Origin of the sequence: Taishania pollutisoli, from assembly GCF_014518315.1 — a bacterium.
In the GTDB taxonomy this organism is placed as follows: Bacteria; Bacteroidota; Bacteroidia; order Flavobacteriales_D; family Crocinitomicaceae; genus Taishania; species Taishania pollutisoli.
The window spans coordinates 83,511-98,696 of record NZ_JACVEL010000005.1 but is presented as its reverse complement, the minus strand read 5'-3'; the positions used below and the strand labels follow the sequence as shown (position 1 = coordinate 98,696).

Genomic DNA, 15,186 nt, shown 5'->3' with positions numbered 1-15,186 from the left:
GCGTGCTCGTTCAGTTTTAATTTATGCTTTCAAAGAACAAAATGATCGAATGGATGGATTTAACACCAATCAGCTTTTATTTCTTACTAATATTCCCTGCCAGTTCTGAACCAGCTTTGAAACGCACTTTCTTCTTTGCTTTTATTTTCAGTACCGCGCCCGTCTGTGGATTTCTCCCGGTACGTGCTTTGGTTTGCTGTACATCCCAGGTTCCGAAGCCGACCAAAGTAATTTTATCGCCTTTGGCTAACGTTTCCTCTACCGTAGCTGTAAGCGCTTCCAAAAAACGCTTCGTTTCTGCTTGCGAGTTGCCAGACTTTTCGGCAATGGCTCTGATAAATTCTGATTTATTCATGGTTTTATATTTAATGTTATCTATACTGGCTCCAGTCTACCAAACTCATTTGATAAAAAGCAAATACCATATTGGTAATGACTAACATTACCACCCCAAACACGATCCAGCCGCCTATTTTGTTTGTACGTTTGGGCAATTGGTCAAATTCCTTTACAATGTCTTTCCATTGGTCCCTATGGTGAAAAATAAAATAATTAGGCACAGCAACTAACAACACATAACCCAATAAAAAAAATTTACCATCTCCAAGTCGAAAATATTTGTCAACGTAAACAGTATAATAAGTAATGAATGATATACCTAAAAATATTGACAATACATCAATTGACAATGCTGCTTTCCAATCACTCCACCAAACAGACGGACCTTTTTCGTACCATTTATAAAACTGATAAAACAGGTAATAATATACTTTTTTAAGTTTTTCCATGATCATTTGAATTAAAACCCTACAGACGTATTTCTATTTTCAAAGAACAAATGCTTTAACGGTACGTTGTCACAAACACGTTTTCATTTTTTAATGAAATCAATAACTAATAAAAATTCCTGTACTGCTTTTCTTCTTTAATAGGCTTTTTCTTCAATTCCTTCAACGGTCGTTCCTTTGTTAAAGGATAGGCATAAAATGTTTTACTAATTCGTATCTTTTCTTTCTCTAATGGAAGATTCATGTTTGGAATAATCAAACTAGTAATTAAAAATTGCTTTCCATTTTTTAAATAAATACGTGCAAAGCTATAGCTATCTGTCGCCAACCATTGCATTCGATTTTCTGCCTGTGGAAAGCTTTTAACATAGTATACCTGCTTTATATCATCAAAATAAAACTCGGTTTCTTCCCCAGTTGTCGTCCGTATCTTTATTTTTAATTCTTGGGGATAATAGTAAAAAATATATCCCCGATTTATGTAATAATATCGAATATGAAGAATTAACTGAGGGATAAGAAATACCGAAAAGCCAATTAAAGCGTAACGAATAAACACTGTTGAGTCTTCCCATCCAAATCTATAAATCATGTATGCAGGGAAACCAATTAATCCAAGAATATAAAAGACTACAGATTTAGCATTTTCCCAATGATGCTTTAACGATTGTTTGTATTCTTGTATATTATCCATTTGTATATTATCCATTATCTAAATCTCAGAAAATTACTCATCATGTTATTGTAGAAATGGTTGTAGCTTTGTTTCATTTCTGTTTCTACTTTTTTAGAAGCATCATAACCAGCTTCCGCAGTTGACAACGCGCTACCAACAAAGAACCCGGCAGGACCTCCAGCAAGCATTCCAACACCGATAGAGGTTCCATACGATCCTAAATGGTAACCATAACGTATACCACTCATTTCCCCGTTTGTATATGAATAAGTATCAGCTCCTATTACCGCAACACCAAAAACATTACCAGCTGTTCCTAATCTCCCGCCCCATTTAGACATACCACTTAAGGGAAGAGTATAAGGTTTTGCAGGTAAGTTTCCAAATTGTGATAAATTACGTCCTGTTAGTTGATAATTCCCTGACAATCCTTGTCTGAATCCTTGTCTGAATCCTTGTCGATACATTTCTTCACTCCTTGTTTTCATTACTTCTCCTACTGTGCTAATAATAGTACCTATATACCCTGTCGTTTCAGTTACATTTGCTATTATTTTTTTATCATTTCCAGTCAGAGCGGCAATCGCATTATCCAAATTTTTACTATTCCGCTCCTGCATCATTCCTCCATAATCCGGAGCATCTTCTTCTACTGTATATTCGGGTAAATCTGTCCCCACATTAGGATCCAAATCTTTACGACCTTCTTTTTGTTCGTCTTTCTTTTTGGGATCATCTATTCCCTCCGGACTTCTACCAGTGGGATCAATTAAGCTGATCGGATTCCCCATCACATAATTATACGCACTCCATGCCGGGAACTCTTTTGCCAACGGGTCAAGGCTTAGAAACCGTGCTATATCACTATCATAAAACCTCGCTCCCCTGTAATCCAGCCCTGTTTCCTTATCCCGCTCGTGCTGCGTTGTCAAAAACTTCTCCGGGTCTCCGGTAGAGGTATTCACATGCTCCCGAAGGATTTTACCATGACGTAATCAGTGGCGTATTTCTATTTTCAAATAACAAATACTTTAAAGATGTTCGTAACAGAACACCTTTGTATGTTTTAATGGGGTTTGGTAAATCCTATTCTTTCATTGGTAAAGAATATTGTCAAATCCTTTTTTCTTATAATTACTAAAATCTATTTTTTCTGTGCCATTTAGTACAATTGGTACTCTTAAAAGTTTACTCCGACGTAAAGAATCCGATTTATAAATGATTAATTTGCAGTGAGTCGTATCCAATTTGTAGAAGAAATCCAATGAAGTGAAATAAGGCTCATTTATTGTATCATTCCAATCATCATTATTACTTATATAGGTTCTGCTATTATCCGTTAACCAGGAAACCTTTTTTAAAAAAATCTTGCAATCACCCTTTTCTAAAGGAATAATAACCCGTTCCTTGTCTCCAAGATTACATCCAATAAGAAAACTGAAAATAATTAATAAGTCTCTAAATTTCATTTTATTAATATTTATTTTTTGTTCCAACCTTCTAATATACGCCGCCCTGAATATTCATCTTCGCCATAGTAGGGGGCAGGCCAAGGCCATTGTTTGGTGGTCATAAAACCGGAAACAATTAATCCTGCTACTTTTTTACTATAGACTCCTTTGTCCAGAGCTCCTGCCAACATCATATACTTTGTCTGAGATATATTTTCTCCTGCTATAGTGCCGTGTCTTCCATTCATCCCAGCTAGATAATTTCCTGCACTTCTTGCAGTAGCATACTCTCCATTTAATAATCTACCTGTCATTACTCCAAATGGAGCAATTGTAGTATTGGATTTTATATCAAGGGCTTTGTTAGGTCTGGACGCTTCAGCAATTTGATAAAGATTCATATTTTTCATAGCTGAATTGTGCAATGTTTCAACAGCCTTATCCCAACTTTCTCCTAATTTCAAAACTCCTTCTGCTTTACCACTTTCAATATTTACAAATTCATCCCAATATTTAGTTGTTCCTACTTTGGTTCCATTTGCAGATGTTCCCCATTTTTCTTGTCTTCTGGAAATCATGTACTCTGTAGGAGTTCCCCCATCTGCATTGTCTCCATGTTGATAAACACCATTATCCCCATCATTAAAAACGGCAATTACTTTTCCACTCTTATCAATATGTGTAGATTCTGCTCCTTTTCCAGTCGGGTCTATCAACGAAATCGGATTCCCCATTACATAATGGTAGGTAGAAAAAGACGGATAATCTTTTTGGAGAGGATCTATAGATAAGAACCTCGCCACGTCGGAGTCGTAGAAACGAGCTCCCCTGTAATCCAGTCCCGTTTCCTTATCTCGTTCGTGCTGGGTGGTGAGGAACTTCTCCGGGTCTCCGGTGGAGGTATTCACATACTCTCTGAGGACTTTACCGTAAGGGAAGTAATCCGCGGCGTAATTGATCGCCAGTTCCAATACACCGCCAGCGTAGGTCGGTTCGTACACCACACGTGTATTACCCAGGTGGTCACTCAGGTAGAACTCTATTTCCTGCGGAGCAATGATCCCGTTGTGGGTTACATTCTTGATGCGGGCTTCGCGCACCGACCCGTTTACGTAGTACTCCCAGGTAGCAGCAGCCGAACCAACTTTGCGGCGCAGGGCAACGGTTTTCCCGGTCGCATCCTGAAGATAAAACTCGGTTGTCGTCTCTGTCGGGCTTACTACTTTTTTGTACATGCGTTGGTCTTCGGCTGAATAAAGATAATAAATTTCCTTATTGTCAGCTTCTAAATAATACGGATAAGCGGTTCTTCCATATTCCGTTGCGGCAATTTCCCGGTAACTATCGGTGAGCAGGTTTCCGTTTTTATCGTAGGTGTAATTACGGTTTAACAGAGCCGAACCTCCCGTGGTCACCTGGGTAAGTTTGTTGTATCCATCGTACTGGTACGTCCAGTTTTCGTTCTTACTTACTACTGTATTGTCCAATGGATCTGAATGACGGATGGTACGTTTCAGCGTACGGATGTTCCCGATCTTATCGTAGGTATAGCGTTCGTCGCCGATTTGAACAGCGGCAATCGTCGGATTGGTGCCCAGTGCCATTGCTGCAACTACAAAATCACCCACAAATCCATCGGCATCCGTGAGTCGATTCAGGCGGTCGTATTTGTAGCCGTACACCGTGGCATAATTAAACTGGGAAGGTGCGCTTCCATAAACACCACTAAAGTTATAACTGCTCAGCACTGCATTGATGTTCCCGTTATAGCTGAGTCCTGATTGCGGCATATATTGCCCTCCGTACAAAGGTACACTTCCGTCATAGTGATACAGATGTTTCATCAGTTCGGGAGAAGAAGGGGTAACAGTTAGATTCTTGGTGATAATGCTATCCAGACGCGCCCGCTCGTCATAGCTGTAAGTGGTTTGTGTCAGGAGTTTACTCAACTCGTGGACGCGTGTGTTCACCACACCTTCTGCATCGTCGTATGTGTATCGGGCAATGGTGGTGGCATTGTCTGAAATGCCGTTTACTTTCTTGTTGGCTGCCTTGTCCGTCTCCGGGTTGTAGTTGCTCGGTTTTTGCTGTTGTTTTTCAGGCTTTCCGCTGGTAAATTTACTCCCTCCAAGCCAAAACAACCAGCAAATCCCTTCGCAAGCTGTCACCCTGCGTCGGGGCAGGAATGCTGATACATGACCCCATTTCCATCAGGTGCAGATTTGGAACACGTGGTACGAAAACGCTGCTTTTAAGATACCTGTTTTGGATTCTTTTGAGTAGAGATATACCACAGGTAGTGGAAAAAACAAAAAACCAGAAACAATTTGTTTCTGGTTTTCAATTGATTAATTGTTTAAAAATAACTCAGGTGCAAGTTTGGAACACTACCCCTTTATATGTTTTAATGGGGTTTGATTAAGTATAAGTTACCATTTTTTACGGCTTCTATTTACTATACTAATGATCATGGAAATAACCGCAATTACAAGAGAACCGAGGAGGATTTCCAATAAAATAATTTTAGCATGCCCCAATTCAATAAATACCTTTCTTTTCAGCAGATAAATATCAAGCTGATTAAATAGTTCTGCTATTGAATAGATAACAGCTAATTCTGTTAAGCACAAAAGAATAAACAGAACAGGTGAAACTCGTTGCAAAAAATAATAAAACAAGAGTATTATTAGACTATTTACAAGAACGAAGGCTGAAATAAAAAGAATCGTCTCCATATATGATTATGTTTAGTCGCCTCTAAGAACTTCTCTTTCTTTTGGCTGGTCTATTTTAATATTATCAAAGATATTTCCTTCTGGTAAATCCTGTTTGTTAAAAAAGGATTGCAAAAAACTATTAGTCTCCTTTTGTAGATTACTCTTGGTTCCTGGATAGTACAGCTCACTTGTTGCATGATCAACTAATTGACCAACAGACTCTTCTCCTGTCCATTTTTGAAAGCCTCCATGAGCAGGAGATGTTGCATCTTGAATAGCGTGAAGGGCAACACCAAGATTAAAATATGCTTGTTCGTAATTCCCATTATCATAATCGTAGCGAGCCCACAGGTACCTTTCTCTAACGAACGCATCAGCTAATTCTTTTGCTTGTTCAACAGTTTGCTCACCATTTCTCATAGCATGTCTGTATGAATATTCAGATGTTTGAAACTGTTTACTGTCGGCATAGACTGCTGCTTTATTCAGTTGTTTTATTAATACAATAGATGTATTCCAGTCGATACTTTTATCGGAAAATAATTGGAGGCTTGCCAAGTTATTTGCTCTTTGATGCACATAGAAGCCTTTTTGGCTAGCCCAATTAGGCATTCTATTTAGTTTTTCACCTCCTCCATTAGTATTCTCAGGACTTCGTCCATCAGGGTCTATCAAGCTAATTGGGTTCCCCATCACATAATTATATGCACTCCATGTAGGGAACTCTTTTGCCAACGGATCAAGTGATAGAAAGCGAGCAATATCAGAATCATAAAACCTCGCTCCCCTGTAATCCAACCCGGTTTCCTTATCCCGTTCATGCTGGGTGGTGAGGAATTTTTCCGGGTCTCCGGTAGAGGTATTGACATATTCACGAAGGACTTTACCGTAAGGGAAATAATCTGCTGCGTAGTTAATTACGAGTTCCAGCGCACTACCTGCATAGGTATGCTCATATACTACACGTGTATTGCCCAAGTGATCATACAGGTAAAACTCAATTTCGTTGGGTTCCAGATCACCATCGTGTGTTACATTTTTGATGCGTGCTTCGCGCTCCGCTCCGGTAACGTAATATTCCCAGGTAGCAGCAGCCGAACCAACTTTGCGGCGCAGTGCAACGGTTTTTCCTGTCGCATCCTGCAGGTAAAATTCCGTTGTTGTTTCTGTCGGGCTGTCTACTTTCTTGTACATACGTTGGTCATCAACGGAATAAAGATAAGCAATTTTGTTGTTATCTGCTTCTAAATAATACGGATAAGCGGTTCTACCGTACTCCGTTGCGGCAATTTCCCGGTAACTGTCCGTGAGCAGGTTTCCGTTTTTATCGTAGGTATAGGTGCGGGTGGTTGTTCCCGGGAATCCGTTTACCTGCGTGAGTTTATTGAAACCATTGTAATAATAATTCCATCCTTCCACTTTGCTTACCACCGCGGTGTTCATCGGATCCGAATGCCGGACGGTTCTGCTCAACTGTTTGATGTTCCCGATCTTATCGTAGCTGTAACGTTCATCTCCGATCGCTAACGCATCATTCACTGGTCCCTGCCCAAGACCAAGCCCCATTGCATGCACCACGAAATCACCGACCATGCCGTCGGCATCCGTTAATCGGTTCAAACGGTCGTATTTATACCCGTAAACGGCAGCATAGTTAAATTCGGAAGGCGCGCTGCCGTAGACACCACTGAAGTTATAGCTGCTCATCACCGCGTTGATGTTCCCGTTGTAACTGAACCCGCAAGATGGAATGTACTGCCCCTGGTACGTTGGGGCATTTCCGTCATAGCTGTAAAAATGACTTACCAGTACTGTTGGATTATCCAGTGTCAGGTTGGACGAAGAAATTCGGTTAATACGGGTCCGCACATCATAACTGTAGTTTGTTTTGGTCAAGGATTTATCCAGTTCGTGCATGCGCTCTGCCAATACACCTTCTACGTCGTTGTACGTGTACCGGGCAATGGTGGTGGCATTATCTGCGATTCCGTTGTTATCCAGTACCTTGATGGCGCGTAGTCTGCCCAAGGCATCGTACTGGTAGAAATATTGTAGCTCGAGATTACCATCATTGTCCATGTCCACCGATTGATGCAGTGGTAAGCCTTGTGTGCTATATGCGGGGTATTCAATCACTGCAGACTCCACCAGTGTAATATCGGTAATGGTTTGCGGTGTTTCATTGAAGTAGGTTTTCTGATGGTTAATTTGCCCGCGCGCATTGTATCCGTACAGCACCCGCTGAATTTCATAACCGGACAAATCATAGCTCTCCGTGCGTGCCAGCAATCCGGTATTGTTCTGGTACACGTATTTTTTCTCTGACTGCACCAGTGTATGGTAGGCTGGTGTTGAAAACACAACATCCCACAGATAGTCAGCCGGATATGTGCCAGGGTTAAAGACGCCTTCAAGCTCTGTTACCTGGTAGCGCAATAACCAATCCTGAGTGGAACTGTGTGAGAACACGTAATCAAAATACGCGCACTCCTGTGGTGGAGTTGAGCTGTAGTGAGGCACATCACACAAAGGGTATTTGATACCATCTTCAAGAAAACCGTAAAATTCCGTTTTGTAATGCAATGGTCCGTACAGGGTGCTTTCCCTGTAAACAGGCCCTTCAATCAACCCGACTTCCGATGGACGCCCGTAAGCGTCGTAACGGTATTCACGATACAGCGGAGCACGGTCTGGCCCGTCCATGCGGCTCCACAATTCCTGATCCAGTGCCAGGGAAACCTGCCCCCGTTTGTTGTACATGTATTTTTTTTCGCCCGCTTCCGGTGTCGTTTCGCGGTACAACTGTCCCAAGAGGTTGTATTCATAGGTGTTTTCCAGTTTCACCGGGTTGATCACCTTTTTCACGTTCCCCATGTTGTCGTACACAAACAGGGTAATCACTTTGTCGGAGGCAGTCAGGTAAGAAATCGTTCCGATGGTTTGCCCGAACGCGTTGGTATACACCACCGACTTGTTGTTGTCCTGATCGAGTGTCTGCACACGGAAAAAACGGAATGCTGCGGTATTGCCATCGGTCATGATCGCCCGGAGTTCGTCACCGGACAATTCCAGTTCGCAGGACGTGTACACATTGCTGGCAATGGCATAGCTCTTGCGCACCGTTTTGTCGAGCGGAGAGGTGATACTCACACCAAAGTCCGCTGCTTCTTTCGCCCGGTTTTTCGGGGTACGTTCCAGATCAGACTCCGTAAAAGACGTCGTAAAATCCCACTGCAATGCAGGAATGGCATGTGTTTGTCCGGATGGAATGCTCGCCGAAGCAGATACATTCTTGAACTGCCGGATACCCCGATCCCATTTGTCATACCAAATACTTCCGGTATGGATGAAACGGGTATCTCCCTGCTCATTGTAAACCGTCACTGCCCCAGCAGCACGGCCCAGCGGGTCGGCATACTCACGGGTAAAGGAGTAGTCGGCCGGGTCACTGCTGTTGAAGACGCGTTTTTCCACGTAGTTCTGTGCCGCCCGCTCCATAAAGTCATCCGATGCAGAGCCTCTGTCCCACAGGTGGTAGGCGGCTTCGGACAGAACGAGCGTGTTAGTACCGTCAAACTCGCTTACCCGGATCAGGCGGTTGAACCCGTCAAAGGTGTAGCGCATTTCCAGCCCGAACGGATTGATAGTGGTGGCTACCTGTGCGGCTTCGGTATAGGCATAATCGGTTCCCATGGAGTCGGCACGTCCGTAACCCACCGTTACACGGAACGGCAGCCCTGTATTCCGGTACACAACGGTACTGTACCCATCGCTTTCACAGCGGGTATTGCGGTAGTGATAAAACGTGGGTTTCTGGTAATGGTACTTTGTTTTAAGCCCCGTTGCATCTTCCAGGAGTGCAACCTGTGTATGGCGGTTGCGCTCCAGTACTTTTTCTGACAACAGCGAGGTGAACGGCAGGATCATCCGGTAGTTTACTCCCTGAAACCCGTCAATGGGGTCCGGTCCGATACCATCCATCCCGAATTCTGCAATGTAGCGGTTCTTTCGATCCCATTTATTGTCGAGGAAATCGTGATCTGACAAGTAATCCACGGTATCCACCTGTACGTATGTACTGCGCAATTGCAATGTTTTGGAAAGGACTTCCCCGATGGGGTAAATGGCGATCGGCCCGCCCGGGTTTTCCGGTGATTCAGGTCCTTCCGGTTCAGCACAGATCGCTGAAGTGATGCCGTCATAGCAGAGATACGGATCGACCGACTGCGGACACACCCAGTAAGCATATTGCCATCCGGTTCCGTCCCCGCCCAGGTGGTAGTAACAATAATCTTCCAAAGGGTAACGCTGTTCCAGTAATCCCATTTCGTAGTCCCCGAAAATGTGGTTTTCGTACACACAAGGGCAAGAGGGTTCACCGGGAGGTATGATACAGGTGTCGCCCGTAAATGTGCGTTCAATGGATGCACCCGGCAAATCCGTAAAATTCCAGCGGGCATCGTAGTGGTAGTATTCCGATCGGGAAACGACCGCCGGATCGGCTGCTGTCCGGGAGAAATTGGTTTTCTGGAACGGAATGCCCCGCATGTTGTATTCCCGCGACTTCACCATCCCGTCGTACTGCGGAATTTCGGGAAGTTGACCATACGGGTGGTAAACAGCATTTAAGTCGTTATTGTATACAATGGTATCCAATGGTATACCGGTGTCCCAAAATTCCTCCACCTGGTACTTGTCGTAATTGGTTACATCGTAGTTGGCCCAGTGACGTCCGTAGCGGTTCTGCAAATCATACAGGTAAAAATATTCTTCGCGCTGGTAAGCACCCGGCAGGTGCGGTGAGGTTACTTTTTTGGCAAATACCTGCCACGAAGGTTCGTATTTCAGGCGCAGTGCCGGAATGTACACATCGTCCATTGAATACGTCGGTACGTTTTTCGGAAAAGTGGATGGCTCATCAATGGAAGAAATCATTCCCATGAGCAGTTCGTACGCTTTCCCCTGTGCGTGCCCCCTGTAATCGGCTTCGTAGTATTCGTACTCCGTTTTTGTCTCGATGTAAATCCGTGAACCGCTGACGGGATTCCCGCAATAGGCACTCAGCGGGTTGTAGCCCGGCATCGTCTCCCAGTTGTGGAAAACAATCAGCGGAAAGGTAATTTGGAGGTGTCCCTTCAGGTAGTTAGGAAGCGGACGTGCGACATGGTCAATGATGGCCTGTGCCGTTGCCGAATCCGTTGTGCGCTCGGTGAAAAAATAATAGAGGATGGTATCGGAAGGTGTTCCGTCTCCGGTCAGAAACAGATCGGCAATGGATGCTGTGGTGAACTCCGTGCGGTCAATCAGAATCCGGTAATGATCATCTAGTGGTTGCTGGTGTTTCAATACGTCTGTCAGTATGGAGGATTTCAGCTTATCGTCTTCAACAATGACTTTTAACAGGGAATCCGTAAACTGGTGCGGCTGTGCGGCCAGTGCATCCTCGTAACTTGCACCCAGCCAGTCCGACGGGGTTCGGGTAATGTAGCCCACCACGTCATCCGATAAATACGCATTGTGTGTGAGGATCGCCGTTAGGATACTTTTGTCCGTTAGCCGTACCTCAATGGCTTTCTTCTGGATGGTATCGGTAAAATACGGCTGGCTCAGCACCAGGCGTTGCAATTGCAGGGAAGTCAGGTATGTTGACATATCCAGAATACCGAGCCAGATGCCGTCCGTTAATCCGTTCTGATTAGCCATGATATCCACTTTCTGGTCAAACGTGAACGAGTCGCTTTGTCCCATTGCACCCAATACCTGTTCGGAGAGTGACCCACCTGCCTGCATCAGGGCATTGTAAGCCGATTCAGCAGGTGCGTTTGTAATCATGTCCAGATAGAGCGAGTCAAATGCCGTTGCCGGTTTTACGATACCACCGCCAAACGGATTGGGTGCTTTTGGTTCCTTGTTCCGCACCGGATCGGTCACAACAACCGGGTTGGAAATCAATTGCGTGGTCAGTCCGTCTTCATAAGTACGGTCAATTTCGGAAACCAGTTTTACGAAGTAGGAATTGAATGCATAAGCAGGGTTCATGTACCCGCTTGTAAGTGAATCACCATTGACATCAGACATTGTAAAAGATGCCCGCAGTTCATCGTGGAAATAAAAGGGCAGGTACTTCGGATGTTCCATCGAGTAACCTTCCGCGCCGGCAAGACCTCGTACGTCTCCTGCAATGGTCCATTTGGCAGCATCCCCGGTTAGGAGCGTGGAACCAACCAGAGCCGTCAGCTCTTCGCCGGTATAATAATCCCGGTATTCGTAATTGTCGGTGATCGGCTGGTGATATCGGTTCACCTGGTCGCGGTAGAAATTAGGGCGTCCGTACCCATCTTCAAACGCGAGCGTGTAACTGTAATCAAACAATTTTTCCCGGTGGATTTTTCCCTGGTGATCGTATGTTCTTACACTCTTCGGTTTCCCGTAATAGAGGTAATCGGTAATCGTGGTTGTTCCCGGCAACGTATACGGATAATTGACATTCCCATAAAATTCGTGCACGGTATAATTACGTTCCCCCGTTTCCAGTGCCGGTTCGTATACCGTTACTTTCGCATAGCCCCTTTCATAACTGTTGGCGTAACGACTCCTGAAGTGCCCGGATGGGAGTTCAAAGCGTTTGAAACTGAACGTGGGTTTGGTCAGATCGTACACGTATTCCCATCGACGTGTGGAAGGAACGAATGCCTGTGTCAATGCATCGTAATCAGCTGAGCGTTTGGTGATGTATTTCACCGCCAGGTTCATGGTAAAACTTTTTTCCACGCCATAGGAAGCCGGGGAATAGGTTCCGCAGTTCCAGTTAAAATTCATGGTGGAGTAGGTACGTGTCGGTGCTGCATGGATCGGGTAGTATTCTATTTCGGTAATGCCACCTAAATTGTCAGTGAATTTGGTCAGCGCATAATACACCAGCCCGACATAGGGTGCAGCCTGTGAATAGGTTCCCGAGGCAGGAAGCAGGTTGGTGTATTCAAAATCCGTTGTCAGTACAACCGTCGGGTCGCTTAGCCCAAAATTGCTTGCGTACAGGTTGCCTTCCAGCGGTACTTCGTGAACGGACTTCAATAGGATAACATCGCTGTTATTCGTCCCCATCACAACTGAATTGCCATTTGCATAATTTCTGTTCTGACGCACATCCACATGCTTGATTTCATACTTGATGCGTTTTTGGGACACGAGTTTTTTACCGGTTGTAACAGGCCCTCCGTATTCGCCTTCCATGCGGTATTGTTTCACGCCCATGAGCATGTAACCCGTTCGTCCGTGACGGATCAGTTCCACTTCTTCCAGTTCCACCGTGTTGTTGAACTTGGTCGGGTTGTGGTGATCACCGTGCGTCGCAATATCAGTTGCCGTCATCGACCAGGTTCCCTTATATAATTCCTCAAAAGAAGCGGGAGAACCCGTTCCGCTTGCGCCAACGAGTGCGCGGTGGTTGTACACGGGTATCATGTTACCCCAGGGATGCCCGGTACCGAAATTACGGGCAATGGTTCCGGAAGATTTCAAAGGCGTATAACCTTTGAGTTGCGGATACGCCCACAATGCATTCGGACGGTTAATACTCTGAACCGGAGTGGTCGTGGTATAATATAAATCCGTATTGGAATAATAGTCGTAGTCAATATCAGAGTTCCCGGGGCCTACCTGAATGTTGAACCCTTGAAAATTAGTTGGAAGGTTCGGCATGACAAATAAATTACTGGTTTGCAGTACTTCATCACCCCAACCCATCTGCCATTTCATGGCCATATTAAAGGTGGAAAAGAGTTGCTCGCCGCGCGTAGCTCCATAAACCGTATGCAGTATGGGTGAAGACGGTTCGGAATAGGAGATTGTTGCATCATTGTTTGTTACCACGGCAATGTCGAGCGTTCCGTTCCCGTTTTTGAGATCCGATCCGCTTGGCCGGGTTACACGTGTGCGGATTTCGTAGAGATCACCGGCTACCAGAGCAGCACCATCCGAAATGCGCGGACTTTCCAGAAAGCCGTGGTCAAACGGAATGCCGGATGCAACCGCTGTCACCCCTTCGCGTTGGTAATTGCCGGACGGATTGATGTACGGATTGGTTTCATTGATGTCTTCCGGATTGATTGTTTTATTGCGGTTCGCATGCGGATATCTATGCCAACCTGAATAAGAGTTGGATGATGTTCCGTCGTAGCGTTTCACAACCTGTGAGCAGTACATCGGATCGGTGGCAACCGCGCCGGATACACCCGGTGTCAACAGGTAATTACTGGATAAAGACCCGTCGATGCCGTATTCCAGTTCGATGATGTCCGTATTGCCATCCACCGAGGAACCGATCACCCGTTGCAGTACGATGTCGCGATAGGTGGTATAGTCGGGAAGGTAACTTGCTGACCGATCCAGAAAAACGGAACGGTGTACGTCCTGGTAATTTTCCTGCTGAAACTCCTGAAAGAAGTTCACTTCTCCGTAACGCTCGTACTCAAACAGAATATTTTGCCCCTGATAATTCGGATGGAAAATGCGGGAACAATACCAGCTGTTGTAATAGATTTTCGGTTCGATGACATTGACCGCATCCTCTTTTGAAGGATAGTTGTTTTCCAGTACAACGGCTGTCCCTTCGTCCCCGGTTTCATAACTTCCATCGTTCTGAAAGTGAAACTGCCGTTTATTGGATGGAGCGGAAAACTGGCGGATGGTTCCCTCAAAAACATATACACTTCCGTCCCCGACGTTAACCACCCAGGACGTTCCGTAAAAACGAAGTTCCACGGAAGTGGAAAACTTGTTGAGCACAAACACCGCGCAGTTGGCATCCACGGCATCCACGTATTTAAAAACAGCACGCCCGCTGCCTACGCCCGGAATGCTCACATAGGGTTCCAACCAGAACACGTCGCCTTCCCAGGAACGGTCGTAGTCGGAGGTTTTTGTATTGGTGTTAAATAAAATGTTACTGCCGTTGTCATTGCATTCATCGCCATTGTTAAAGCGGTGAAAGTTGTCTGTTGTGACCGTGATCACCGGGATGTTCAACTCCCAGCCGTCCCCGTACAGGAGTCCTTTGACTTTAGGTTCGTTGCTTCCGAATGAAAAGGAACTTCCCCTGTTGAGTTCCAGCGTGTAGCCAAGCCCTGAAAGGGTGGAAACGCTTCCTAACGGAATGGAGGATTGATGCCCTCCGGTAAAGGTATTGACATCGCCCGAGTAGATGCCCCCGGATAATTTCCCGACTTCACTTACCGAAGGGGATTTCTGACTGTTTTCACGGCCGCCGGTCAGCTGTCCGTGTACCTGATGACCTACTAATAAGGTGATAAATAGTGATAATAACCTGACGTTCATAGTGTCGATGATTGGTGTAAGTATTAATAAAAGTTACAAATATGTGAATTTTAACGTATTAAAACAAGAAAAATTACATAGTTGTGTAAAGAATTGATAGATGAGCAGAATAACAATATCCGTGTGTTACTTCCTGTACTGTAGTGTATAACACGTACCGGTTTAAAAAGTAACGGACATTTTTATTGTTTATTTTAGTAAACGATAACTGATAGTTG

General features: G+C 44.8%; 8 protein-coding genes. All 8 read right to left on the bottom strand.

Going from position 1 to position 15,186, the window contains the following annotated elements; all coding sequences use genetic code 11:
• Window positions 1-76: 76 nt before the first annotated feature.
• Window positions 77-370, bottom strand: a complete 294-nt coding sequence (locus H9Y05_RS09165) for an HU family DNA-binding protein (RefSeq protein WP_317170297.1) — start codon at window positions 368-370, stop codon at window positions 77-79.
• A gap of 1 nt (window position 371) precedes the next feature.
• Window positions 372-788 (bottom strand): hypothetical protein, encoded by a 417-nt coding sequence (locus H9Y05_RS09160; protein WP_216714105.1) that lies wholly within the window; start codon window positions 786-788, stop codon window positions 372-374.
• A gap of 106 nt (window positions 789-894) precedes the next feature.
• Window positions 895-1,497, bottom strand: coding sequence for a hypothetical protein (locus H9Y05_RS09155; protein ID WP_216714104.1), 603 nt, complete (start codon window positions 1,495-1,497; stop codon window positions 895-897).
• Complete coding sequence (locus H9Y05_RS09150; RefSeq protein WP_317170295.1) at window positions 1,497-2,429, bottom strand: RHS repeat-associated core domain-containing protein; 933 nt, start codon at window positions 2,427-2,429, stop codon at window positions 1,497-1,499. The genes H9Y05_RS09155 and H9Y05_RS09150 overlap by 1 nt, the downstream gene beginning before the upstream one ends.
• A gap of 129 nt (window positions 2,430-2,558) precedes the next feature.
• Entirely contained in the window at window positions 2,559-2,933 is a 375-nt protein-coding gene (locus tag H9Y05_RS09145) for a hypothetical protein (protein WP_216714103.1), read from the bottom strand.
• A gap of 11 nt (window positions 2,934-2,944) precedes the next feature.
• A complete protein-coding gene (locus tag H9Y05_RS16545; protein WP_216714102.1) occupies window positions 2,945-5,083 on the bottom strand; it encodes an RHS repeat-associated core domain-containing protein in 2,139 nt (712 codons plus the stop codon).
• A gap of 261 nt (window positions 5,084-5,344) precedes the next feature.
• The gene (locus tag H9Y05_RS09135) at window positions 5,345-5,650 is read right to left on the bottom strand and encodes a hypothetical protein (protein ID WP_216714101.1); all 306 of its coding nucleotides are present in this window, start codon (window positions 5,648-5,650) and stop codon (window positions 5,345-5,347) included.
• Window positions 5,651-5,662: 12 nt separating this feature from the next.
• Window positions 5,663-14,968: an RHS repeat-associated core domain-containing protein gene (locus H9Y05_RS09130; protein WP_216714100.1), complete on the bottom strand. Its 9,306-nt coding sequence runs from the start codon at window positions 14,966-14,968 to the stop codon at window positions 5,663-5,665.
• Window positions 14,969-15,186: the final 218 nt, after the last annotated feature.

Coding starts and splice junctions, on each gene's coding strand:
- H9Y05_RS09160 (WP_216714105.1), bottom strand. CDS start 788: ATGGAAAAACTTAAAAAAGTATATTATTACCTGTTTTATCAGTTTTAT.
- H9Y05_RS09155 (WP_216714104.1), bottom strand. CDS start 1,497: ATGGATAATATACAAATGGATAATATACAAGAATACAAACAATCGTTA.
- H9Y05_RS09130 (WP_216714100.1), bottom strand. CDS start 14,968: ATGAACGTCAGGTTATTATCACTATTTATCACCTTATTAGTAGGTCAT.
- H9Y05_RS09145 (WP_216714103.1), bottom strand. CDS start 2,933: ATGAAATTTAGAGACTTATTAATTATTTTCAGTTTTCTTATTGGATGT.
- H9Y05_RS09135 (WP_216714101.1), bottom strand. CDS start 5,650: ATGGAGACGATTCTTTTTATTTCAGCCTTCGTTCTTGTAAATAGTCTA.